The sequence below is a fragment of the Amycolatopsis sp. NPDC050768 genome (assembly GCF_040654155.1).
Classification (GTDB): Bacteria; Actinomycetota; Actinomycetes; order Mycobacteriales; family Pseudonocardiaceae; genus Amycolatopsis.
The window spans coordinates 398925-422270 of sequence record NZ_JBFAHL010000005.1; the positions used below are offsets into that span (position 1 = coordinate 398925).

The window sequence follows — 23346 nt, forward strand, 5'->3', positions numbered from 1 at the left end:
TGTCCTCACGATCTTCGCCGGTGGTTCCCAGTCTGCCGAAGATCGCCCACGTCCCGCCATGTCTCGTGGGTCTCAGGCAGGCTGTCTCAGGGCAGCGTGTCCAGGAACGGCGCGTGCGCGTTCTGGAACGCCCAGCCCGAGAAGTGGTCCCAGTTGATCGACCACGTCATGAGCCCCCGCAGGCCCGGCACGGTGCCGCCGCGCAGGGTGTAGCCGCCGCAGCCGGTGCCCTTCGCCAGGCAGGTCAGGGCGGTCTGCACGTCGGCGGGGGCGGTGTAGCCGTTGCCCGCGTTGACGGTCGCCGGGACGCCGAGCGCGATCTGGTCGTCGCGCAGGCCGGGGAAGAACGCACCGCCGGCGACGGGGAAGCCGGCCTTGAGCATGTCGGTCATCGCGATGTGGAAGTCGGCGCCGCCCATGGTGTGGTACTGGTTGTCCAGCCCCATGACCGGCCCGGAGTTGTAGTCCTGGACGTGCAGCACGGTCAGCGAGTCGCGCAGGGCGTTGATCACCGGCAGGTACGCGCCGGTGCGCTGGTCGCCGGCCGACGAGCCGCCGTAGAACTGGTAGCCGACCTGCACGAAGAACGTCTCGGGCGCCATCGTGAGCACGAACCCGCTGCCGTAGCGGGCTTTCAGCGTTTTGAGGGCGGAGATCAGGTTGACCACGACGGGGGTGGTCGGGTTGCGGAAGTCGGTGTCGCCCGCGTTCAGTGACAGCGAGTGGCCCTCGAAGTCGACGTCGAGCCCGTCGAGGCCGTACTTGTCGATGATCGCGGAGACGGAGCTGACGAACGCGTCCCGCGCGGCCGCGGTGGTGAGCTGCACCTGGCCCTTCTCGCCGCCGATGGAGATGAGCACCTTCTTGCCCTGCGCCTGCTTCGCGCGGATCGCCGCGATGAAGTCCGCGTCGCTCTCCACGCCGGCGCATTCAGTCGCCGGGCAGCGGTTGAAGCGGATGTCGCCGGACGTCGGCGTGGTCGGCTCGCCGAACGCGAGGTCGATGATGTCCCACGCGTCGGGCACGTCGGCCATGCGGACGTAGCCGGAGCCGTTGGCGAAGCTGGCGTGCAGGTAGCCGATGAGGGCGTGCTTCGGCAGGCCGGCGTTGGTGCAGCCGCCGGTGCTGCCCGAAACGGTGGCGCTGCGCGGCGACTCCCCCGCCGTGTTGTACGCGGCGACGGTGTAGCTGTGCGAGGTGCACGGCGACAGCCCGGTCAACGTCGCCGAAGTGCCGGTGACGGCCGTGCGCAGCGTGCCGTCCTCGTAGACGCGGTAGCCGGTCACGGTGCCCGCCGGCGCGGTCCACGTCAGGCCGATCGACGTGCTGGTGACCGCGCCGAGCTTGGGCGCTGCCGGCGCGGCGGGTGCGCCGGGGGTCCCGCCGCCCGGGCCGTCGAGGCTGACGTCGTCGGCGTAGTAGGTGCCGCCGCCGTACCAGCCGTGCAGGTAGAGCTGCGCGGACGTCTGGCTCGCGCCCGTGGTGAACGACAGCGCCAGGCGCGTGTAGTCACCTGAGCCCGTCCACGTCGAAGGCCCTCCGGCGACCCCCAGGTACACCGGATTGCCCCGCACCCACGCCTCGACGGCGTAGGTCGTGTTCGGCCGCACAGACACTGTCTGGCTGCACTGCCCGGTGTCCGCCGCGGACGCCGTCACGGCCAGCGCCCCCGCCCCCGAACGCACCGGCGAGGCCACGGTGGCCGCCCCGCCCGCACACTCCCACCCGGCCGTCGACCCGCCGTCGAACCCGGGGTTGACCAGCAGGTTCGCGGCCCCGGCACTGCCGGGCACGGCCACGAGCCCACCCAGGGCCACGGCGAACGCGGCCAGGAACACGGACAGTCGGGAACGCCTCATCGCGTACCTCCGGCTTCGGCGGGGAGGTGCCTATTGTCTGGACCAATGCGTGAAATGTCCAGACCACTTCCCGAAGCCCACCCGGACGCCGAGCCGCGGCCGGGGCTTCCCCCGGGTACGGGGGCTAGGTAGAGTTCTTGCATGGCCGGTCCCCGGATGACCCTCCCGACCCAGCTGGTGCTCCACGCGCTGCTGCGGGAACCCGCCCAGGAGCTGTACGGGCTCGAGATCTGCGCTGTCGCCGGGCTGCCCAGCGGCACGATCCACCCGATCCTCGCGCGCCTCGAGAAGGCGGGCTGGCTGCGGTCGCGGTGGGAGGAAGCGGATCCGTCGGAGGCGGGCCGGCCGCGGCGGCGCTACTACCGGCTCGACCCCGACGGCCTCGAGGCAGCTCGGGAAGCGTTGCACAGCGCGGAAACCTCGGCGCGCGCGTTGACGCGGCTGCGCCCGGGCCTGGCGGGGGACGCGCGGTGAACCCGCCGCTCGACTTGCTGCTCGGGCTGGACCGGCTGCTCGGCCGGACCCATGATCGCGTCGCAGCGAAGCTGCTTCCCTACCTGAGCAGCTCGCACCGCGTGATCGACCTGCCGCTCGTCGGCGGGCGGCTCGACGACCTGTGCCGCGAGCTCGACGTGACGGGCGACCTCGCGGGCGCCGCCGAGCTGGGACCCGCGCTCGGCAACGCCCGCGCCTACGCGTGGCGCGCGCTGGCGCTGGTCGGCGAGGGCACCGGGCGCGACGACCACGACCTCGCGCGCCGCTGCGTGATCGAGGTGGTGGACCAGCTCTGCGCGGCGCGCACGGACGTGGCCGCCGTGCTCTCCGACCACGGGTTCGGCTCGCGGCGTCCCCGCTGGCGCGGGTGGGCGGGACCGGCGGCGAGCCCGGCGCAGGTGATCGCGTTCTCCCGCGTGACGGCCACGTGCGCGGCGGCGCTGCTGCCGGCCGGGAGCCGGGCCGAGTACGCCGAGCTGTTCCTCTCGGAGCTGCACGACCTCGCCCGGACCAGGAGCGGCCACTGGGCGCAGATCCGGTACGCGTGCCGGGTCCTGGTGCGCGCACCCCGGCTGCGGCGCGCGCTGGGCTGAGCCCCGGCGGGTCGCCGGTGACACCGGTGAGCGGGCGAAATAGGCTGAACCCCGTCCGAAGGTCCACGAACGGAGAGTGCCGGCTGATGTCCGACAGCTACATCGCAGCGATCGTCCCCTCGCCCGAGGCCGGGGTGCGGCTGCGCCCCGAGGGAGGCGAGCTGCCGACCGACGCGAACGACGTCAACCTGCTCGGGATGGCCATCGCGCTGGCGCTCGGGCGGGCCGGGTACGAGCACCACCCCGAGCCGCGCGACCCGCAGCTGCAGACGCTCGACGCGCTCATCGCCGGCGACACCGTGATGCCGTGGCTCCGGCCCGGTGGCGCGACCGACGAGCAGCAGCTCACGTGCACCCGCGGCGCCGGCGGCGCGTGGCGCTGCGAGGTCAAGCCCGCCTGATCCAAGCCGGGGACTCGTCCGCGGCACGTTCGAGCGGCGGCCTGTTCCCGAGCGGGGCCAGAACCACCCGAGCGGGGCCAGAACCAGGAGCCCCGCCCGTGCCCGCGCGTCGACCTGGTCAAAACGGGCCGCGTTGCTGCCCGCTCTCACGGCGAACCCTGTCCCCATTGGTCTGGACCTGTTAGCGTCCGGCGGTCTTCTTCCCCCGTCGAAGGGAAACGATCGTGCTGAGACGTCTGGTCACGGCCGGGGCCGGGGTGGCCCTGGTGCTCGCCTCGCTCGCGGCGCCGAGCTCGGCGACCACACTGGCACCTACCCCAGCGGCAGCGAACCACCAGCAGGACCACAAGGTCATGGCCTACTTCGCCGACTGGGACGTGTACGCCCGCAATTACCACGTCAAGGACATCGAGACCTCCGGCTCCGCCGCGAAGCTCACCCACATCAACTACGCGTTCGGCACCGTCTCCGCGGGCCAGTGCGCGTTCGGCGACGAGTGGGCCGACGCCGACCAGCCCTACGACGCCGCGACGAGCGTCGACGGGCAGGCCGACAGCGCGGAACCCGGCGCGTTGCACGGCAGCTTCAACCAGCTCCTGCAGCTCAAGAAGCTGCACCCGAACTTGAAGATCCTGTGGTCGTTCGGCGGCTGGACGTTCTCCCCCGGCTTCACCGAGGCGGCGAAAGACCCCGCGAAGTTCGCGGACTCCTGCTACGCCCTCGTGAACGACCCGCGCTGGGCCGGGCTCTTCGACGGCATCGACGTCGACTGGGAGTACCCCAACGCGTGCGGCCTCGAGTGCGACGCCAGCGGCCCGGACGCCTTCACCAAGGTCGTCCAGGCGCTGCGCGCCAAGTTCGGGAAGCAGCTCGTGACCGCGGCGATCACCGCGGACGGCACGCCCGGCGGCAAGATCGACGCCACCGACTACGCGGGCGCGAGCCGCTACCTCGACTGGTACAACGTGATGACCTACGACTACTTCGTCGCCGGCGCCACCCCGACCGGTCCCACCGCGCCGCATTCGCCGCTGCGCTCGTACTACGGCATTCCCACCGCGGGGTTCTACGCCGACGCCGCCGTCCAGAAGCTGCGCCGTGACGGCGTGCCGTCGGCGAAGCTGTTGCTGGGCCTCGGGTTCTACGGCCGCGGCTGGGACGGCGTCACGCAGAAGCAGCCCGGCGGCACCGCGACCGGCCCGGTGAAGGGCACCACCACGGGTGAGGACGGCGTGGAGGACTACAAGGTCCTCAAGACCACGTGCCCGTCCAACGGCCTCATCGCCGGCACCGCTTACGCGAAGTGCGGCTCGCAGTGGTGGAGCTACGACACCCCCGCGACGGCGTCGGCCAAGGCCGGCTACGCGAAGTCGCAGGGGCTCGGTGGCGTCTTCGCGTGGGAGCTCTCCGGCGACACCACGAACGCCGAACTGCTCAGCGCGATCGCCCGCTGATCACCGCCGGGGCCCGGGCCACGAGCCCGGGCCCCGGTGAAAAGCCCGTCGTTGTCCGGTTCGGACCGCTCTGCGAATACTGGGTGATGCCCGAAGACCCCGCTGAAGCCATGGCCGCGCGCGTGTTCGACGCCGCCGTCGCGACTTCCGACGTCATCGCCATCGCGCTCGGCGACCGCCTCGGCTACTACCGCTCCCTCGCCGGCGGCGACCGCACGCCCGCCCAGCTCGCGGAGACGACCGGCACCGACGAGCGATGCGCCCGCGAATGGCTCGAACAGCAGGCGGTGTCGGGGTTCCTGGAGGTCACGGGCACCGACACCGAACGGCACTACCGCTTCGCCCCCGGCGCCGAGACGGTGCTCGCCGACCAGGACTCACTCGCCTACCTCAGCCCGCTCGCGCGCCAGCTCGTGAGCGCCGCCGGGCACGTGCCCGAGGTCGCGGAGGCGTTCCGCACCGGCCACGGCTTCCCGTGGGCAGGCTACGGCGCCGACATGCGCGAATCTCAGGCGGCGCTCAACCGTCCGGGTTTCCTGCACCTGCTGGCGCCCCAGTGGTTGCCCGCGATGCCCGACGTGCTCGCGCGCCTGGCCGACGGACCGTCGCGCGTCGCCGACATCGGCTGCGGTGGCGGCTGGGCGGCGATCGCCCTGGCGCGCGCGTTCCCCCAGACCCACGTCGACGCGTACGACCTCGACCAAGCCTCAGTGGATCTCGCCCGGACCAACGTCGCCGAAGCCGGCCTCGCCGACCGGATCACCGTGCACCGCCAGGACATCGGCACGGTCGAGGCCGAGCCGTACGACCTCGTGATGGCCTTCGAATGCCTCCACGACCTGCCCTACCCCGTCCGCGCGCTCGCGGCGATGCGCGGCCTCGGCGGGACGGTGCTCGTGGCCGACATGAAGGTCGCCGACGAGTTCACCGCACCCGGCGACGCCGTCGAGCGGCTGATGTACGGCTTCAGCGTGTCGATCTGCCTGCCCGACAGCATGAGCAGCCCGAGCTCGGCCGCCACCGGCACCGCGATCCGCCGCTCGACCGTCGAGGCGTATGCGCGCGAAGCCGGGTTCGACCGCGTCGAGACCCTGCCGATCGACCACGACATGTGGCGCTTCTACCGGCTGGGCTGAGGTGTTCACTGGATGCGTCGCTCCACGCCGGCCCAGGCCTTTTCGCGCAGCACGTACTTCTGGATCTTCCCGGTCGACGTCTTCGGCAGGTCCCCGAACGTCACCGACTTCGGCGCCTTGAACCGCGCCAGCCGCTCGCGCACGAACTCGACGATTTCCGCCTCCGTGGCGCTCTCGCCGTCGCGCAAGGTCACGTACGCGGCGGGCACCTCGCCCCAGCGCTCGTCCGGCACGGCGACCACGGCCACCTCCAGCACGGCCGGATGCTCGGCGATCGCCTGTTCCACCTCCACCGACGCGATGTTCTCACCGCCGGAGATGATCACGTCCTTGCTGCGGTCGCGCAGTTCGACGTAGCCGTCCGGGTGCACGACGCCGAGGTCGCCGGTGCGGAACCAGCCGTCGGGAACGGCGGCGCGCGTCGCTTCGGGATCGTCGAGGTAGCCGAGCATGACGTTGTTGCCGCGCAAGGCGATCTGGCCGACGGTGGCGCCGTCGGCGGGCACGTCGGTGCCGTCGTCGGCGATCACGCGGGCGGTGCAGGAGATCATGTTGCCCACGCCCTGGCGTGCCTTGAGCCGCGCCTGTTCCTGCTCGTCGAGCGCGTTCCACTCCGGGCGCCAGTCGCAGATCATCGCCGGGCCGTAGGTTTCGGTCAGGCCGTAGAGGTGCGTCACGTCGAAGCCGAGCTCGCTCATGCGCCGCAGGATCGCGGGCGACGGCGGCGCTCCCCCGGTGGCGACGCGCACCGTCGTCTCGACCGGTGCCGCTTCCGGGGCGTAGGCGAGCATCGACAGCACCGTCGGCGCGCCGTTGAGGTGCGTCACGCCCTGTTCGCGGATGAGCTGCCACACCCGGGCGGGCTCGACCTTCGGCAGGCACACGTGCGTGGCCGCGGCCGCCGTGACCGCCCACGGGAAGCACCAGCCGTTGCAGTGGAACATCGGCAGCGTCCACAGGTGCACGGCCGAGGGCGACAGGCCGGTGTGCCCGACCATCGCCAGCGCCTGCAGGTACGCGCCGCGATGGCTGTAGAGCACGCCTTTCGGCCGGCCGGTGGTGCCGGAGGTGTAGTTGATCGACAGCACGGACCGCTCGTCCTCGGGCGTGATCGCCAGCGGCTCGGCGGCCGCGAGCAGCCGTTCGTACTCCTCACCCGTGCGGATCCGGCGCGGCGCGGTTTCGGACAGCAGCCCGACGGCGTCCTCGACGAGCTCGTCGAACACCGGGTCGTGCACCAGCACCGCCGCCCCCGAGTGCTCCAGGATGTAGGCGATCTCCCGCGCCGCGAGCCGCGTGTTCACCGCGACGAGCGGCACGCCCGCCCACGGCACCCCGAAGTTGGCCTCGAGGAGAACGTGGGTGTTGGGCGCCAGCACGGCCACCGGCCGCCCGTCCGCGAGCGGCGCCAATGCCCCGGCCAGCCGGCGGCATCGCTCGTGCAGCTCCGTGTAGGTCCAGCGGTCTTCACCGTCGACCACGGCGATCCGCTCCCCGTGCGCGGCCGCTGCGCGGTCGAGGTAGGCGGTCGGGGTGAGCGGCTCGTACGACAGGGTGCTGATGGAGTCCACGGATTCCTCTCCCGGCTTCGGCGACGGTGCCGCAGAAGAGAATAGGCCGCGCTCAGCCTCCGAAACCGGGAATGTGAGGCACGAGTGACTCCGGCGGCGGCCCGGGCGGCCCCGAAACCAGCTGCACCACGGCCCCGACCGCCGACGCCCCCGTCAGCCGCACCGCGAGCACCCCGGTCTGCGCATCCGGCTGCGGCACGTCACCGGAGTAGCACGCCGACCCGCCCCCACCCTCGTAGAACGTCGAGACACAGCCGGTGGTCAGGTTCCCGGAGCCGCTGCCGTGCGCGCCCTTGAGCTCGTAGTCCACACCGCCGGGCCCGATGCGGGTGATCGCCAGCGTGTCGACGTTGCCGCGCCCACCGGCCGGAAGGTCGACCGGCTTCGTCACGAGCACTTCGCAGTTGCCGTCGGCGCAGGCGGCGTAGTTCCGCCCGTCGGCCGCGTTCGGCAGTGCCCCACCGGCGGGGTGTGCCTGGCCGGTTGTGCTGGTACTGCAGCCGGCGACCGCCAGCAGCAACGGGGTGAGCCATTTGCGGTTCATGGGGGCTTCTTCCCTCCCTCGCGCGCTCGCTCGCGTCGGGAGGAAGGTAATGCCGCGACGGCGGGAGGGGTCCCGGTTCGCGATGGCCGGAGCCCCTCCTGGTGTGCTTACGCTCAGCCGCCCGGACCGACCGGCGTCACCAACATGCCGTCCTGCACCTGGCGACTGCCACGGGGTGGATCATTCCGCGGTCCATGACACCCCTCCCTCGTTCCGAGAGGAATTAGTTGCTGCACGGCGGAGGGATCCCGGTCCGCGGTCGTGAGCCCCGCCTGGCGTGCTTGCGCCCAGCCGACCCGACCTGCCGGTGTCACCGACATGCCGTGCGCGCCGGGCGACCGCCAGCGAAGTTGCCGCCGAAACGACGAGAGGGGTCCCGGTCCGTGATGGACCGGAACCCCTCCTGATGTGCTCGAGGTCAGCCGACCGGGCCGTTGACCGGGGTCACGGAGACGTCGTGCTGCTGGCCGGTCTGATCCACCACGGTGATGGTGAGCTTGTCGCCCGGGTGGTGAGTGTCCATGAGGGTGGTGAGTGCGGTCGCCGAGTCGACGGCCTTGCCGTCGACCGCGGTGATCACGTCGCCGCCCGCGAGGCCGGCCGAGGCGGCGGGGCCGCCCGCGACGACGTCCTGGATCTGAGCGCCGGTCGAGCCGCCCTGGGCCTGGCCGCCCTGCGCCTGTCCCTGACCTTGGCCGAGCCCGCCCGGGGACTGCTGCGCCTGGCCGGCGTCGCTCACCGACACGCCGAGGAAGGCGCTCTGTCCGATGTGGACGGAGTCGGACGACTTGCCGCCGATGATCTGGTGGGCGAGGTCGATCGCCTGGTTGATCGGGACCGCGAAGCCCTGGTGCCCGCCCGAGGTGCCCTGCTGGCCGTCGCCTTCGCCGAGACCGCCGTCGCCCTGGCCCTGCCCCTGGCCCAGACCGCCGTCGCCCTGGCCGAGGCCGCCGAGACCGCCTTGGCCCTGCCCGAGACCGCCTTGCCCGAGACCTCCCTGCCCGAGTCCGCCCTGCCCCTGGCCAAGCCCGCCGCGGCCGCGGCCGAGCCCGCCCTGGCCCTGGCCGCCGTTGAACTGGAATCCCTGCGACGCGGCGGTGTCGACGCCGATCACCTGCCCGTTGGCGTTGACCAGCGGGCCGCCGGAGTCGCCGGACTGGATGTCGGCGTCGACCTGGATCAGGTCGGTGAGCTGCTCCGACGAGCTGGCGGACTCGTCCGACGCGGTGATCGACTGGTTCAGCGCGGTGACCTTGCCGGCCGCCACGGCCGGGGTGCCGCCGGCGCCGCCCGCGTTGCCGATCCCGACCACGGCGTCGCCGACCGCGACCGCGGACGAGTTGCCGAGCGTCGCGGTCTTCAGGCCGGAGGCGCCGTTGAGCTTGATCACCGCGATGTCGTGGCTGCGGTCGTAGCCGAGCACGGAGGCGGTGTAGGTCTTGCCGTCGCCGATGTCGGTCACCTTGATGCTGGTGGCGCCTTCGACGACGTGGTTGTTGGTGAGGATCTCGCCGTCGGAGGTCAGCACGATGCCGGTGCCCGCCGCGGCGGCGCTCTGGTAGCCGAGCTCGGTGTTCACGTCGACCAGGCCCGGGTCGACCTTCGTCGCGATCCCGTTGGGGTCGATCGACGTGCTCGACGTGCCCCCGGGAGGAGCCACGGACCCGAAGCTCTGGTTGCCCCCGGCGGATTCCGAGCCGGGCGTCCACACGAAGTGCCCGATGCCCAGGCCGAGCACCACCGAAAGCCCGATGGCGCCGACAGCGATCGCCGCGCTGCGCATCGGCCGCGGCGGCCGGTGGTACGGGGTCTGCGGGAACTGCTGGGTGCCCGGGTGCTGGCCCCACGCACCCTGCGGTGCCCAGCCTTGGTTGTAGCCGGCGTAGGGGCCGTAGTGACCCTGCTGACCCGGCGTGCCCGGTTGACCCGCCGCGCCCGGCGTGCCCGGCTGACCCGCTGCACCCGGCGTGCCCGGCTGACCCGCTGCACCCGGCTGTCCGTACTGCCCGTACGCGCCCGGCTGGGTCTGGTCACCGTGTCCGTACGGCCAACCGCCGGTCTGCTCACCGGTCGACCCCGGCTCCTGTTCGCTCATGTTCCCGCTCCAGCCTCGTCCCGCTCCTGGCTACCGCCTCGACCAGAACACACCCCGTACCTGAGATTTTCCTTGCCGGGCTCCGTGGGAAACCTGTGGAGTTCTCCCAGGTTCGGCCACGGATCGGGTGATTCCTCCCGCAGGCGCCCAAATCGGACTCGCCTGGTGGCCGCGCGCGGCGGTGGTTACCGTCAGGGGCATGGGTGAGCTGATCGAGGACGAGGCACGACGCGCGGCGCGTTTGCTGGACGCGCAGGCCAAGGCCGTCGAGCTGTTCGAAGAGGTCGAGCGGCGCGGGCTGCTCGCGCCCGGCGTGCGCGAGACCGAGGCGAGCAACGCGGTGCGCGACCTCGCGGCCGAACTGTTCGGCGTGGACCGCTACTGGCACAAGCGAATCGTGCGAGCGGGCGAGAACACGCTGCGGCCGTACCGGGAGAACCCGCCCGACCGCGCGATCGCCGAGGACGACATCGTGTTCGTCGACTTCGGGCCGATCTTCGAGGAGTTCGAGGCGGACTTCGGGCGGACGTTCGTGCTCGGCGACGACCCTGTGAAGCTGCGGCTGCGCGACAGCCTGCCCGTGGTGTGGCAGGCCGGGCGCGAGTACTTCGAGGCCCACCCGGACGTGACCGGCGCCGAGCTGTACGACCACGTCACCAAGCTCGCCGCCGAGGCCGGCTGGGAGTTCGGCGGCGCGCACTCCGGGCATCTCGTCGGCCAGTTCCCCCACGAGACGATCGACGGCGAGCGGATCGAGTCCTACATCGCGCCGGGCAGCGACCGGCCGATGCGCCGGCCGGACCGCAACGGGCAGACGTCGCACTGGATCCTCGAGGTCCACCTCGTCGACCGCGAACGGCGGATCGGGGGGTTCTTCGAGGAGCTGCTCGACCTCGGCCACGAGCGGTCCGGCGGCGGCTCGGACTAGACGGTGGCCGGTTTGGCGGCCAGCCAGGAGAGCTTGCCGAGCTTCGGCCGCAGGACCGTGTCCACGCTCCACACGGAGCCGGCGGCCGCGTAGTACAGGCCGAGCGAGGCGAAGATGTAGCCGACGGACGGGCCGAGGTCCGTCATGCCCGGCGCGTCCCACGGCAGGTGGAAGCCTTCGGCCGCCGACCAGATGCCGAACGAGAACACCGCGCTCCCGATGAACACGAGGTTCGAGAACGCCCCGAAGATCAGCCCGAGCGCGATCAGCGTCTCGATCACCGCGGTACCCACGGCGAACGCCGCCGGGCTCCAGCTCGCGACGGTGTGCCACAGCTCCAGCCACTGGTGCACCACAGGGATGGTGATCTTGTCGGCCTTGCCCAGCTCCTTGCCGAGCGTCTGGCCGTGCACGAAGCCCGGCAGCCACTTGAACGTGGCGTCGATCGCCCACACCACGCCGAACACGATCCGGGCGACGGCAGCGGCGTGCAGCCGCCGGAAGGTGGGGGACACGGAACCCGCGACAGGCGCGGCTTGAGTGACAGGGGTACTCACGGCGAAGGTCCTTTCCGGACTCAAGAGGACTGCCCGGCAGGTCGGGCAAGGTGAGCTTAGGCAAACCTAAGCGAAGGTCGAGAGTGGTGTTCCTCTCGGCCCGTGCGGTGAACCTGCGGGGATCTGTCGCCGTATGTCGGGGATTTTTCGGTCAAACCAGCTCAATGAGGGTTATTTCGCCCGGCCCTTTTCGGCCGTGAGGCGGCGTTTGCTGGAGGTCGGCCCTCGGATCGGCGGGTGACAAAACGGCCACCGTCCCTGGAAAGTTCCCAGGGACGGTGGCTTCGGCGAGCCCGGCGACCCGTCTCGGCTGCGGTCCAGAGCACGCGCCCCGCGGACCCCTCACGAGCGAGGCCGAGCTGTTTCGCCCGGCGCACGTGGCCGATGCGGCGAACTGTGCCCGACGAACCGGCGCGGCCGAGCCGACGAGTGGCCGCCAAGACGCGACAGCCCACCCCGCACCTCGCGCGACGGCACACCAAAGCAACCGCCCAACGCCGACGTCGGGTCAGGACGCGGCGACCTCACCCGGCAGCGTGCCGTCGAGGTCGGTGAAGGCGTAGTGCGTGGCGAGGTCCGTGGTGGTGTGGACACGGCCCGAGCGGGTGAGTACGGCGGGGTCCGCCGCGAGGGCCGCGACGCCGCGGCCGACGAAGCGCGGGGACTCCGCCGCGGCGAGGTCGAACTCGCCGGCGCCCGGGATGTCCAGGACGGTGCGGCCGGCGCGGGTGGCGCGGCCGGCGAAGGCGAGCAGTTCGGTGCGCACGAGGCCCGGCCAGATCGAGACGGCCGCGACGCCGCGGTCGCGCAGTTCCAGCGCCATGTCGGCGGTCATCTTGTCGACCGCGGCTTTGCCGACGCCGTAGACGGTGTTCTGCTGGTACGCCGCCGCGCCCGAGGACGAGATGTTGGCGATCAGGCCGCCGCCCGCGGTGAAGAGGAGCGGGGCGGCGAACACGCTCGCCACGTAGTGCGAGCGTGCGCCGATGCCGAGGACCTCGTCCCACGCAGTCAGCGGCAGGTCCCAGAACGGCCGGTTCAGCCAGGCTGCCATGTCGGGCGCGGAAAAGACGTTGTTCACGAGCACATCGAGCCGCCCGGCTTCCTCGGCGACGCGCGCGAAGACCGCCTCCACCTGGGCGTCGTCGTGGTGGTCGCACCGCACGGCGATGCCGGTGCCGCCCAGGGCGGTCACCTCGGCGGCCGTCTCGGCGAGCGTGCCGGGCAACGGCCCGGGTTCGGCGGTGCGGCCCGTGACGTACACCGTCGCCCCCGCCGCACCCAGCTCGAGGGCGATGCCCTTGCCCACGCCCCGGGTCGCGCCCGTGACCACCGCGATCTTGCCCGCCAAAGCTCCGTTCATGATCCCGATCTAACCCGCGTCGCCGGATCACGGCGAACGGCTGGTCCACGAAGGCACGCGTCCGGCGCGCCCACACCGAGCGAGCACGAACCGCGCGGCCTTCGGGTCCGGGCCACACCGATCCGCGGCCAACCGCCGGCCGACCCGGAAGCCACCCGTTCTGTCCACCCGCACCACGGCGGGGCCGGTCCATTTCGGACCGGCCCCGCCGCAATCACCAAACCGCAATCACCAAACCCTCAGTACCGGAACTGCTGCAGCTGCCTCCCGTCGTACGAAGGCACCCAGCCCGTGCGCGTCGCCGGGTCGAGTTGGACCGAGCGTTCGGTGAGCGAGTTGTATTCGCCGCCGAAGGGGCCCGATACGAAGTTCAGCCCGGACACCACCGACAGCTGCTTGCCGGTCGCCAGGTCGATCACCGCAAGCTGGCTCGTCGCGTTGTTGTCCGTGATCACGCCGCCCACCTTGCCGAACTGCGAGATCACCGGTGGCGTGCGGAACGCGACGAGGCCGAGGTGGTGCACCCCGTCCACGGCGAGGAACGCCGCCTGCTGCTGGCGCACGGTGTACGAGTCCCCCGCCGTCAGCGTGTCGCCCGCGATCGAGCCCAGCGAGGTGGTGCCGACGATGTTGAGGCTCACCGAGCGGTACACCAGCTGGTACAGCTTGTTCGCGCCGTCGTCGTAGGCCATCGCGTTCGCGCAGATGCTGCCCGCGCCCGACAAGGTCGTCGCGCCCGAGTCGAGGTCGACGCTCGCCATCGAGGCCGCGCCGCCGCCGAAGCAGATCGGGCCGCCGCCGGTGCGGGCGAGGTAGACCAGCCCGGTGGCCTGGTCGAGCTCGATCATCTTGAACGCGCCCGCCACGGCACCCGGCGGGTCCGCGAGCAGCGGCGTGCCGAGCGCGCCGTCGGCCAGCGTCAGCGGCAGGACGAAGTCGGTGTTGTCCGCCGTCCGCTTGGCGAGGATCGCCACGCGGTGCCGGGTCGCGTCCACCCGGCCGCCCTGCACCGAGTAGCCGTCCGCGGTCACGGAAGCCACCCGCTGCAACGACGTGGTGTCGTACGTTTCCAGCGTCCACCCGGCGTTCGTGAAGTGCAGCAACGCCAGCCGGTGCGCCGAAGCGTCCGCGCCGAGCACCTGGTAGCCGCCGTCGCCGGACGCGTCGGACGTGAGAACCCGCCCGTACGTGCCCTTCACGGCGTCGTACTCCTGCACCGACTCACCACCGCCGGGCGTGCGCAGCGCGGCGTACGACATTCCCTGGACCGCCGCGGCGAAACTCGTCACCACGGTGTTGCCGGGTGCGTAGCCGTCGTCGACCGCGAGGAACGACGTCGGCGACGCCTGGCCGAGCACCTTGCCGTGGCTATCGGTGGCGAGCACGCGCACGTCGTACGCCACCGAACCACCCAGCCCGAGCTTCACCGCGTCCAGCTTCGCGACGCCGTTGCGCGCCGGGAGCTGTTGATAAGCAACGGATCCCGCGCTCGGGCCACCCTGGTCGCGCCGGTCGCCGTTGGCGTTGGTCACGGTGTTGAGCGAGTTGTACAACGTCGGCGCGGGAGCCGACACCTCCACCGCCGCACCGGTCGCACCCGGCACGCCGCGCACGTCGTAGCCGAGCGAGAACGCCGGCGCGGCCCGGGTGATCTCCGCGAAGTGCCCGGAAGTCCCTCCCGCCGTGAGGATCGGCGCGTCGGGCCGCTGCGCCGCGCCACCGACGCGGATCGCGGTGAACTCGCCGTACGTCGGGTCACCGGCGGTGCCGGTCACCGAACGCTGCACGATCCCGATGCCGTAGATCCCGGCGCCGCCGGCGAAAGCCGAAGCCGGCACGACCACGTCACCGGAGGTCGCGGTGATCGGCGCGACGAACCCCGTGCCGAACAGCGGCGCGCTGACCGGGTTCCAGTGCCCCAGCGTGGACACGACCACCTGCGGGTTCGACAGGTTCCGCACGCCGGTGAGGTCGTAGTGCACCCGCACGTCCTTGCCCACGGCCACGGTCGCCGGCGCCACCGGGGCGAGCGCCTCGGCGTAGGTGCCGTCGGTCGGGCCGAGGGTGAGCGTCTGCGCTGCCGACGCCACCACGCGGTGCCCCGAGCGGACCTCGAAGGTGACGGGCACCGAGCGGTCCTCTGTGGACACTACGGGAAGTCCCGCTGCCGCCAGGATTTCCTTCGGGCTCAGCCGCACGGCGGGCACGGCCGAGGTGAACTCGTGGCCGTGGATCTTCACCGCGTAGGTCGCGTTCGCCGGAGCACCCACCACGTCGGCGCCGACGGTGACCGGGCCGACCAGCCCCTCCCCCGTGCCACCGGTGTCGAGGTCGATGCGGCCGCCGTCGGCGTTCTCGGTGAAGGAACCGCCGAGCCCGCCCACCGTCACGCGGTGCGCTACGGAAACCCTCGTGATCGCCGGGTCACCACGACGATCACCGAGCACCGACTGCACGGCCGCGGTCACGTCGATCTGCGGACCGACCGTCACCGGGCGGTCCATCTGCGGCGGTGACGCGACCGGCCGCGCCGTGTGCTGCAGGACCGACCGGACGTCGGCCGGGCTCAGTGACCGGCCGGCCAGCTTCGCCGCCTGCAGCACCACCGCCGCCGCGGCCGCGGTCATCGGCGCGGACGCCGACGTGCCGCCGTTGAGCACCGGCGTCACGTCCTGCGCGCCGCCGCGCTGCGTGTGCTCCACGACGAGGATGCCGTCGCTGGGCGCGGAAACGTCCACGCGCGTGCCGAAGCCCGAGGAGAAGTTCCCGGCCCCGTCGGTGCGGGTGGTGGCGAAGGTCGGGTTGTGCGCGGCCGCGCCACCGGCTTGCTGCGGCACGGCGAGCGTGTCGTCCAGCGTGGTGCCACCGACCGCGATCGCGCCGCTGTCGACCACCTTCGTCGGTGTGGTGGAGAACTGGTCGTCCGCGATGTCCGTGGTGTCGCGGGCGTCCTTGGTCACGTCGGTGGGCGTGCTGCCGCCGTCCGGGCCGACCGCGGCCGGGGTGTAGAGGCGCGTGCCGTCGTTGGAGGAGATCGTGACGACGATGTGGTACTGCTTCACGATCGTCGAGATCACGGCCTGCGCCACCGGGTCGTCTTCGAGGTAGCGGCCAGGGAAGCCCGCGCTGTCGGTGCCGACGCCGAGGCTCGCGGTGATCACGTCCGGCCGCGGCGTCTGGCGCGCGGCGGCCAGCAGCGCCACGGAGATCTGGTCGAGCGTCGGCTCCTGCGGCACCACCAGCCGGTACTGCGCGCCGGGCGCGATGCCGAGCAGGTCGGTGAAGCCGTCGCCCTGGGCGCCGGCGCGCTGCGCGTCGTGCGGCAGCGGGGCCATCACGCCGAAGTCGAGCAGCACCTCGCCGAGCGCGGGATCCTCGTTCTCCACAGACCCGAGCGGGTCGAGCCGGCCCGAGGAGTCGGCGGTGTAGGTGGGGATCAGCGGCATCGACGGCACGTCGAGGTAGCGCTGGCCGCCCTGCACGACCGTGGTCGGGCCGTAGTTGCGGACGTAGGTGTCGCCCGCGTCGGCCATGCCCTGGTCGGTGAGGTCACCGAGGGAGACGTTGGTGATGATCTCGCCGCTGCCCGGGAGCTTCCCGTGCAGCAGGCTGTACGCGCCGAGGGCGTTGGTGCCGCCCGCGTTGAGGTAGCTCTGCGCCGACGACGTCACGCCGTAGTTCGAGGGCAGGCCGGTCGGCGGCTTTTGGTGCGCCTGCGGCAGTTTCGCCGCTTTGACTGCCGGCTGGGGCAAGGGCACGGGGCCGGTGGACATCGCCGAAACGCGACGGTCGGGCTGCGCGCTCACCACACCGGGCGTGGCGGCGAGCTTCTGCACGGCGGCATCGGTGTGCAAGCTGTCGGCCAGGTGCACGAGCACGGTCTTGGCCAGCGCGGGCACGTCGGTGGCGTCGGGGAAGACCGGTTCGACGGAGGTCGCGCCGACCGCGGACAGGGCCGCGTTGACGCCGTTGTCCGACGTCTTGGCCGCGCGGCGACCGGCCGCGAGCGGGGCGCCGGTCACGGCGGTGGACGCGGCGAGCTGCACGAGGACGTCACTCGGCTGCTCGGGCGTGGCGCCCTGGGTGAAGGCGGCGCGCACGGCGTCGTCGGTCGGGGCCAGCGAGCCGAGGGCGGAAGTGCCCTGCGGCAGCGCGAGCACGGTCTTGCCGAGCGTTTTGCCGTGGGCGTCGGCGCGGGTCGCGGTGCCGTCGGGGGCGACGGTGATGGCGCCGCCGTCGGGCATCGCGACGTGTCTCGACGGTGGTGGCTGATCGGGCTCGGGTGCGGCGGTGGCCGGTGCGACAGCGAGACCGGTGAGGGTCACGGCTGCGGTGACAGCGGTCAGGACACGGCGAAACGGGATCGTTCGGGCGCGGGGCACCTGGCTCCCTTTCGGGTCGGGGGGACGGGGAGTTCACAGGGTCGTTGGCGGGGAAACACTGTGCGGTCGGCCAGTGATCGGATCAATTTCCCAGCCGTGGCAGCGGTGGCGCAAGATAGCCACCATGACCAATAGTCGCCAGGTGGCGGGTTCCCGCCAGCAGCTGCGGGACCTCGACGCGCTCGGCGTCCCGGCCACCGACGCGCGTGTCTACACGGCACTGCTCGGCCATCCGCGCACTCGGGCCGTGGACCTGGTGGAACAATGCGGACTTTCCGCCCAGCAGGTGGCGCGGGCGCTCTCGCGGCTCACCGCGAGCGGCATGGCGAGCCGGGTGCCCGGCCGCCCCCCGCGCTACCTCGCCGCGGCCCCCGACATCGCACTGGGTGCGCTCGCGGCCGAACGCGCGGCCGAGCTGCGCAGCGCCCGCGCGGCGATCGAGGACCTCATGGCCGTGCACCGCGAAGCCAGCCGGTTCACCCACCCCGCCGAGCTCGTCGAGGTCGTGACCGGCGCGGAGAACATCGACGTCCGCGTGCGACGGCTGCAGGACGAGGCCCGCACGCAGATCCGCGGGTTCGACCGGCCGCCGTACGTCAGCGTGCCCGGGGAGAACCTCGACCTGGAACGGCAGCGGCTCAAGGCCGGCATCGTCTTCCGCGTGATCTACGACCGCGAGGCGATCGCCTTCCCCGGCCGGCTGCAGAACGACATCCTCGTCAGCGGCACCCACGGCGAACGCTCGCGCGTGCGCCCGCAGCTGCCGATCAAGATGGTGATGGCGGACGAGGAGGTCGCGGTGATCCCGATCAGCTCGTCACCGCACGTCGTGGACGCGGCCTACATCATCCACGCCTCGGCCCTGCTCGACGCGCTCGTCACGCTGTTCGAAGCGGAGTGGGACCGCGCCGTGCCGATGGGCGAGGCCTTCACCGACCCGGCCCCGGATCGCGATCCCGAAACGACGACACTGCTCACCTTGCTCGCCGCCGGTCAGACCGACGCCGGCATCGGCCGCGCCCTCGGCTGGAGCCCCCGCACCACGCAGCGGCGGGTGCAGCGGCTGATGACCGAGCTCAACGCCACGACCCGGTTCCAGGCCGGCATGAACGCGAAAGCTCGCGGCTGGCTTTAGGTCCAGAGAACCGCGGACGTGGTTCCGGCCCGAGCCGGGGTTTCCTGCCGCCGCAACGGAAAACCCCGGCCCGGGCCAGGTCTGATCACCCCGGGCGGCCGGGTTTCCGGAGCTTCGCCCGGCTCGCCGCAAGTCGAGCCGGGCGAAGCCGCGGAGATCCGCGCCCGCCTGATCTCCGCCCGCCGCCGCTGCCCGAATTCGCGGAGGCGTCCGGTGGCGTGAACCGCCCGGGTGAAACGTCCGAAGTGGACGCTCAGCTCACGTGCACGTAGTCGACCACGAGCTGCTGCGGGAACTGCGTGCCACCGTCCGGGTCACCGGGCCAGTCGCCGCCCACGGCGAGATTGAGGATGAGGAAGAACGGGTGGTCGTAGACCCACTTGTTGCCGTTCAGGTCGGCCGGCGTGCGCGTCTCGTAGGCGTTGCCGTCCACCGACCACACGATCTTGTTCGTGGACCAGTCCACCGCGTAGGTGTGGAAGTCGTCGGAGAAGTTCGGCCCGTTGTAGGCCGCGCCGATGCCGTTGGCGCCGGAGTAGCCCGGGCCGTGGATCGTGCCGTGCACGGTGTTCGGCTCCTTGCCGATGTTCTCCATGACGTCGATCTCGCCGTCCGTCGGCCAGTTGCCGCCGCCGAGCATCCAGAAGGCGGGCCACATGCCCTGCCCGCGCGGGAGCTTCATGCGGACCTCGACGTGGCCGGAGCTCGTGGAGAACTTGCCGGACGTGTTGAGCCGCGCCGAGGTGTATTCGCACGGGCCGTACCAGCAGTTGTTGCCCGAACTCTCCTTCTTCGCCGTGATCACCAGGTGACCCTGACCGTCGAGCGCCGCGTTGGCCGCACCGGAGGTGTACCACTCGCGCTCGTGGTTGTTCACGTTGTCGCCGGTCTCGTAGTTCCACTTCGAGCCGTCGGCCGGGCTGCCCGCGGGCCCGTCGAAGTCGTCGGTGAACGCGGCGGCCGGGCTCGCCGGAGCCGCGTTGCCGGCCGGTGTCGCCGTGAGCGTCACGGCGCCGGCCACCGCCAATGCCGCCGGAATCGCCAGCAGCCGCCACCGGGCAGACGTCTTCAGAGACTTCATCGTCGTCATCCCTCGTCACTCGAGGGGCGGCCTGGCGGCGCCACCCCGGGTTTGTTGTGGATCACAACAAAGCTAACCCGACCGGTTGTTCACCGGCAAGGATTAACGTGAGGAATTTTCCGACAGCATCACTAGGCGGTAACCGTGGCCTCCTCCAACAGCCACAGGACACCGTTCGGCGGCAGCTGCAGCACCGCCGACGCCGGCAGGCCGTGCCACGGCTTGGCGACCGCCTCGACCGCGCCCAGGTTGCCGACCCCGGACCCGCCGTAGACCTCGGCGTCGGTGTTCAGCAGCTCGGTCCAGCGCCCGGCGGCGGGCAGGCCCACGCGGTAGTCGTGGTGCGGCACTCCCGCGAAGTTCGCGATGCACGCCAGCCGCGAGCCGTCGGAGCCGATGCGCAGGTAGCTCAGCACGTTGCCGGCCGAGTCGTTGGCGTCGATCCACTGGAAACCCTCCGGCCGCACGTCACCGCTGAAGAGCGCGGCCGTGGACCGGTAGATGTCGTTGAGCCGGCGCAGCAGGTCCTGCACCCCGCGGTGCAGCGGCTGCTCCAGCAGGTGCCAGTCGAGCGAGCGCGACTCCGACCACTCCCGCGGCTGCCCGAACTCGCCGCCCATGAACAGCAGCTGCTTGCCCGGGTGGGCCCACATGAAGGCCAGCAGCGAACGCAGGCCCGCCGCCTTGTTCCAGTCGTCGCCCGGCATGCGCTGCCACAGGGAACCCTTGCCGTGCACCACTTCGTCGTGCGAGAGCGGCAGCACGAAGTTCTCGCTCCACGCGTAGACGAGTGAGAACGTCATCTCGTTGTGGTGGTACGCGCGGTGGATCGGCTCGTGGCCGAGGTAGCGCAGCGTGTCGTGCATCCAGCCCATGTTCCACTTGAAGCCGAAGCCGAGCCCGCCGAGGTGCGTCGGCCGCGTGACGCCCGGCCACGCCGTGGACTCCTCGGCCACCATCACCACACCCGGGTGTCGCCTGTAGACGGTCGCGTTCAGCTCCTGCAGGAACCGCACGGCGTCGAGGTTTTCGCGGCCGCCGTACTCGTTGGGCAGCCACTCGCCGTCCTTGCGCGAGTAGTCGAGGTAGAGCATCGACGCGACGGCGTCCACGCGCAGGCCGTCGAGGTGGAACTCCTCCAGCCAGTACAGCGCGTTGGCCACGAGGAAGTTGCGCACCTCGTTGCGGCCGAAGTTGAACACGAGCGTGCCCCAGTCGGGCTGCTCGCCGCGGCGCGGGTCCTCGTGCTCGTAGAGCGGGCTGCCGTCGAAGCGCGCGAGCGCCCAGATGTCGCGCGGGAAGTGTGCGGGCACCCAGTCCACGAGCACGCCGATCCCCCGCTGGTGCAGGTGGTCCACGAGGTAGCGGAAGTCGTCGGGCGAGCCGAACCGCGAGGTCGGCGCGTAGTACGAGGTGACCTGGTAGCCCCACGAACCGCCGAAGGGGTGCTCCGCCACGGGCAGGAACTCGACGTGGGTGAAGCCGGTGTCGCTCACGTAGTCGGCGAGCTGGTCGGCCAGCTCGCGGTAGTTCAGCCCGGGCCGCCACGAGCCGAGGTGGACCTCGTAGACGCTCATCGGGGCGTCGGCCCAGTTCGTCGCCTCGCGCCGCGCGGTCCACTCGTCGTCGGCCCAGGTGTAGGCCGACTTCGTGACCTTCGACGCGGTCGCGGGCGGCACCTCGGTGGCGAACGCCATCGGGTCGGCCTTCTCGTGCCAGTGCCCGTCGGCGCCGAGGATCCGGAACTTGTAGCAGGAGCCGACCGGCACGTCGGGCACGAACAGCTCCCACACGCCCGACGAGCCGAGCGAGCGCATCGCGTGCCCGCGGCCCTCCCAGCCGTTGAAGTCGCCGATCACCCGCACGCCACGCGCGGTCGGCGCCCACACCGCGAACGACACGCCTCCGACCGCGCCGTGGGGCGTGTCGTAGTCGCGCACGTGAGCGCCGAGGACGTCCCACAGCCGTTCGTGCCGGCCTTCGCCGATGAGGTGCAGGTCGAGCTCGCCGACGGTGGGCAGCCAGCGGTACGGGTCGTCGGTGACCACGGTGTGCCCGTCGTAGTCGACCTCGAGGCGGTAGTCGCCCGGGTGCTCGGGCAGCGGGGCCGCGAACAACGCGTCGGCCACGCGCTCCAGCGGGAACCGCCGGTCTCCCGCCAGCACGGAGACGGACTTCGCCCCCGGCACCAAGGCGCGCGCCACGACGGTGCCGGGGCTCGTGCTGCCGATGCCCACCGTGCCTTGGGCGTGCACGCCGAGCACCGAGTGCGGGTCGTGGTGCGAGCCGGCCAGCAGCCGGTCGATGTCCTGCGGGGACGGAGCCGCCGCGGGCAGATCCCTGGAAACCGCGTTCACGTCTTCACACACCTCCGTGGGCGATGCGGGCGATCGCCGCCATGGGCACGGCCAGCCAGTCGGGCCGGTTCGCGTGCTCGTAGGCCACTTCGTACACCGCTTTGTCGAGTTCGAACGCACGAAGCAGCTCTCCGTGCTCGCGCGGGTCGCCGATCGGGCCCGCGGCCCCGGCGTACCCGTCGCAAAAAGCCGTGCGGTTGCGGAGCGCCCACTCGAGCGCGCGCTCCGTCGTGGCCGGGTCTTCCGGCTGCCCGACCAGCAGCTGCCGGGCCGCGTAGTCGAACGAGCGCAGCATGCCCGCGACGTCGCGCAGCGGCGAGCGCAGCGCGTGCCGCTCCTCCAGCGGCGCGGCCGGCTCGCCCTCGAAGTCGAGCAGCAGCCAGCCGCCGACCGTGCGCAGCACCTGGCCCAGGTGCAGGTCGCCGTGGATGTACTGCATCGAGATCTCCGGCCGGCCCGGTGGCAGCTCGTGCAGCGCGGCGAACACCTTGTGCAGTGCGGGTGCGTGCTCGGCCAGCTCCGGGACGTCGCGCGCGACGCGGTCGAGCCGCTCGGTCATGCCCGCCACCGTGCGGGCGAGCTCGGACTCGTCCACCGGGTGCGCGCCCAGCGCCGCCGCGAGGTCGGTGTGCACGTGCGCCACCGCCGCGCCGAGGCGCTCGGCTTCGCCGGCGAAGTCGCCGCCGACCTCGTCCGGGCGCAGCTCCGGCTCGGCCATCAGGTCGCGCACGCTCGTGGTGGCCATGGCCCAGCCGTCGACGGCGTCGGGCAGGAACACCTGCAGCATCGCGATCGTCGCCGGCTCACCGGCGAGCTCGCCGGTGATCGAGCCGACGACTTCGGCGATGTGCTCGCAGCCCGCCTTCTGCAGCGCGCGGTGCAGCAGCAGGTCCTTGTTCGTCCCGGGGCTGAGCTTGCGGAACAGCTTGAGGATGTACTGCCCGCCGTACACCAGCGACGTGTTGCTCTGCTCGGAGGTGATGGGCCGCGCGCGCAGCCCGCCGGTCAGCTGCGCGCCGGGCTCGTGCTCGAACACCAGTGGGCCGACGCGGTCGCCGGCAACGATGTGGTCGAGCAGCACCGCGGTGAGGTCCGCGTCGCCGCTCGCCTCGTAGAAGTTGAGGCCGCCATCGGCGCCGAGCCACGCCGACGACGAGATCTCCGGCGGGTGCGAACGGCGCCCGACCAGCAGCTGGTAGGGCTCGGACCGCTCGCCCTGCACCACCTCGACGACCACGTGCAGCAGCTGCGGGTCGCCTTCGACCAGCTCGGTGGACGCGAGCGCGCGGACGGCCGTGATCGGCCGGTCCTTGCCCGCGAACCACCGCTGCGCCGGAAGCCAGGCCGGCAGCTCGGCGACGAGCTGCTCCACCAGGTGCCCGTGGTCGGTCAAGG

Annotated in this window: 16 protein-coding genes and 1 pseudogene; 7 read left to right on the forward strand and 10 right to left on the reverse strand. The window is 71.9% G+C overall.

The window, feature by feature from the left end; genetic code table 11:
- Window positions 1-86: 86 nt before the first annotated feature.
- Window positions 87-1859 carry a glycoside hydrolase family 18 protein gene (locus tag AB0H62_RS18010; protein WP_220241818.1) on the reverse strand — a complete coding sequence of 591 codons (1773 nt, stop codon included), beginning with the start codon at window positions 1857-1859 and terminating at the stop codon, window positions 87-89.
- Window positions 1860-2000: 141 nt separating this feature from the next.
- Here AB0H62_RS18010 and AB0H62_RS18015 point away from each other — a divergent pair, with 141 nt between their 5' ends.
- The 5 genes from AB0H62_RS18015 to AB0H62_RS18035 all read left to right on the forward strand — a co-directional run bounded on the left by AB0H62_RS18015 (window position 2001) and on the right by AB0H62_RS18035 (window position 5938).
- On the forward strand, window positions 2001-2333 hold the full coding sequence (locus tag AB0H62_RS18015; protein WP_255638164.1) for a PadR family transcriptional regulator: 333 nt from the start codon (window positions 2001-2003) through the stop codon (window positions 2331-2333).
- Window positions 2330-2947 carry a hypothetical protein gene (locus tag AB0H62_RS18020; RefSeq protein ID WP_220241819.1) on the forward strand — a complete coding sequence of 206 codons (618 nt, stop codon included), beginning with the start codon at window positions 2330-2332 and terminating at the stop codon, window positions 2945-2947. The genes AB0H62_RS18015 and AB0H62_RS18020 overlap by 4 nt, the downstream gene beginning before the upstream one ends.
- 86 nt (window positions 2948-3033) lie before the next feature.
- A complete protein-coding gene (locus tag AB0H62_RS18025; RefSeq protein ID WP_220241820.1) occupies window positions 3034-3348 on the forward strand; it encodes a hypothetical protein in 315 nt (104 codons plus the stop codon).
- Between the two features lie 305 nt (window positions 3349-3653).
- Window positions 3654-4802: a glycoside hydrolase family 18 protein gene (locus tag AB0H62_RS18030; RefSeq protein WP_255638864.1), complete on the forward strand. Its 1149-nt coding sequence runs from the start codon at window positions 3654-3656 to the stop codon at window positions 4800-4802.
- 86 nt (window positions 4803-4888) lie between these two features.
- Window positions 4889-5938, forward strand: coding sequence for a methyltransferase domain-containing protein (locus tag AB0H62_RS18035; RefSeq protein WP_220241821.1), 1050 nt, complete (start codon window positions 4889-4891; stop codon window positions 5936-5938).
- Between the two features lie 5 nt (window positions 5939-5943).
- Here AB0H62_RS18035 and AB0H62_RS18040 read toward each other — a convergent pair whose 3' ends face one another.
- The 3 genes from AB0H62_RS18040 to AB0H62_RS18050 all read right to left on the reverse strand — a co-directional run bounded on the left by AB0H62_RS18040 (window position 5944) and on the right by AB0H62_RS18050 (window position 10148).
- Window positions 5944-7500 (reverse strand): AMP-binding protein, encoded by a 1557-nt coding sequence (locus tag AB0H62_RS18040; RefSeq protein WP_220247843.1) that lies wholly within the window; start codon window positions 7498-7500, stop codon window positions 5944-5946.
- A 61-nt stretch (window positions 7501-7561) separates the two neighbouring features.
- A complete protein-coding gene (locus AB0H62_RS18045; protein ID WP_220241822.1) occupies window positions 7562-8053 on the reverse strand; it encodes a hypothetical protein in 492 nt (163 codons plus the stop codon).
- A gap of 418 nt (window positions 8054-8471) precedes the next feature.
- Window positions 8472-10148, reverse strand: coding sequence for a trypsin-like peptidase domain-containing protein (locus tag AB0H62_RS18050; protein ID WP_360586966.1), 1677 nt, complete (start codon window positions 10146-10148; stop codon window positions 8472-8474).
- A gap of 199 nt (window positions 10149-10347) precedes the next feature.
- Here AB0H62_RS18050 and AB0H62_RS18055 point away from each other — a divergent pair, with 199 nt between their 5' ends.
- A complete protein-coding gene (locus AB0H62_RS18055; protein ID WP_220241824.1) occupies window positions 10348-11076 on the forward strand; it encodes a M24 family metallopeptidase in 729 nt (242 codons plus the stop codon).
- On the opposite strand, the gene AB0H62_RS18060 is transcribed toward AB0H62_RS18055, so the two are convergent.
- The 3 genes from AB0H62_RS18060 to AB0H62_RS18070 all read right to left on the reverse strand — a co-directional run bounded on the left by AB0H62_RS18060 (window position 11073) and on the right by AB0H62_RS18070 (window position 17321).
- The gene (locus tag AB0H62_RS18060; RefSeq protein WP_220241825.1) at window positions 11073-11633 is read right to left on the reverse strand and encodes a hypothetical protein; all 561 of its coding nucleotides are present in this window, start codon (window positions 11631-11633) and stop codon (window positions 11073-11075) included. The two genes, AB0H62_RS18055 and AB0H62_RS18060, sit on opposite strands and share 4 nt — an antisense overlap.
- 508 nt (window positions 11634-12141) lie before the next feature.
- Window positions 12142-12996, reverse strand: coding sequence for an SDR family NAD(P)-dependent oxidoreductase (locus AB0H62_RS18065; RefSeq protein WP_360586968.1), 855 nt, complete (start codon window positions 12994-12996; stop codon window positions 12142-12144).
- A gap of 239 nt (window positions 12997-13235) precedes the next feature.
- Window positions 13236-17321: a S8 family serine peptidase gene (locus AB0H62_RS18070; protein ID WP_360586970.1), complete on the reverse strand. Its 4086-nt coding sequence runs from the start codon at window positions 17319-17321 to the stop codon at window positions 13236-13238.
- A gap of 181 nt (window positions 17322-17502) precedes the next feature.
- Between AB0H62_RS18070 and AB0H62_RS18075 the strand changes: the two genes are divergently transcribed.
- Window positions 17503-18513 carry a helix-turn-helix domain-containing protein gene (locus tag AB0H62_RS18075; protein WP_220241828.1) on the forward strand — a complete coding sequence of 337 codons (1011 nt, stop codon included), beginning with the start codon at window positions 17503-17505 and terminating at the stop codon, window positions 18511-18513.
- A 256-nt stretch (window positions 18514-18769) separates the two neighbouring features.
- Here AB0H62_RS18075 and AB0H62_RS18080 read toward each other — a convergent pair.
- The 3 genes and pseudogenes from AB0H62_RS18080 to AB0H62_RS18090 form a co-directional block, all read right to left on the reverse strand.
- Window positions 18770-19585 (reverse strand): annotated as a pseudogene (locus AB0H62_RS18080) (glycoside hydrolase family 16 protein); the annotation flags it as partial.
- A gap of 140 nt (window positions 19586-19725) precedes the next feature.
- Window positions 19726-21951: a 1,4-alpha-glucan branching protein GlgB gene (glgB, locus tag AB0H62_RS18085; protein WP_360586973.1), complete on the reverse strand. Its 2226-nt coding sequence runs from the start codon at window positions 21949-21951 to the stop codon at window positions 19726-19728.
- A 4-nt stretch (window positions 21952-21955) separates the two neighbouring features.
- The gene (locus tag AB0H62_RS18090; protein ID WP_220241831.1) at window positions 21956-23344 is read right to left on the reverse strand and encodes an aminoglycoside phosphotransferase; all 1389 of its coding nucleotides are present in this window, start codon (window positions 23342-23344) and stop codon (window positions 21956-21958) included.
- Window positions 23345-23346: the final 2 nt, after the last annotated feature.

Excerpts from the sequence above, each read along its gene's own strand:
- AB0H62_RS18010 (WP_220241818.1), bottom strand. The coding sequence starts at position 1,859 with ATGAGGCGTTCCCGACTGTCCGTGTTCCTGGCCGCGTTCGCCGTGGCC.
- AB0H62_RS18015 (WP_255638164.1), top strand. The coding sequence starts at position 2,001 with ATGGCCGGTCCCCGGATGACCCTCCCGACCCAGCTGGTGCTCCACGCG.
- AB0H62_RS18025 (WP_220241820.1), top strand. The coding sequence starts at position 3,034 with ATGTCCGACAGCTACATCGCAGCGATCGTCCCCTCGCCCGAGGCCGGG.
- AB0H62_RS18035 (WP_220241821.1), top strand. The coding sequence starts at position 4,889 with ATGCCCGAAGACCCCGCTGAAGCCATGGCCGCGCGCGTGTTCGACGCC.
- AB0H62_RS18045 (WP_220241822.1), bottom strand. The coding sequence starts at position 8,053 with ATGAACCGCAAATGGCTCACCCCGTTGCTGCTGGCGGTCGCCGGCTGC.
- AB0H62_RS18050 (WP_360586966.1), bottom strand. The coding sequence starts at position 10,148 with ATGAGCGAACAGGAGCCGGGGTCGACCGGTGAGCAGACCGGCGGTTGG.
- AB0H62_RS18055 (WP_220241824.1), top strand. The coding sequence starts at position 10,348 with ATGGGTGAGCTGATCGAGGACGAGGCACGACGCGCGGCGCGTTTGCTG.
- AB0H62_RS18065 (WP_360586968.1), bottom strand. The coding sequence starts at position 12,996 with ATGAACGGAGCTTTGGCGGGCAAGATCGCGGTGGTCACGGGCGCGACC.
- AB0H62_RS18075 (WP_220241828.1), top strand. The coding sequence starts at position 17,503 with ATGACCAATAGTCGCCAGGTGGCGGGTTCCCGCCAGCAGCTGCGGGAC.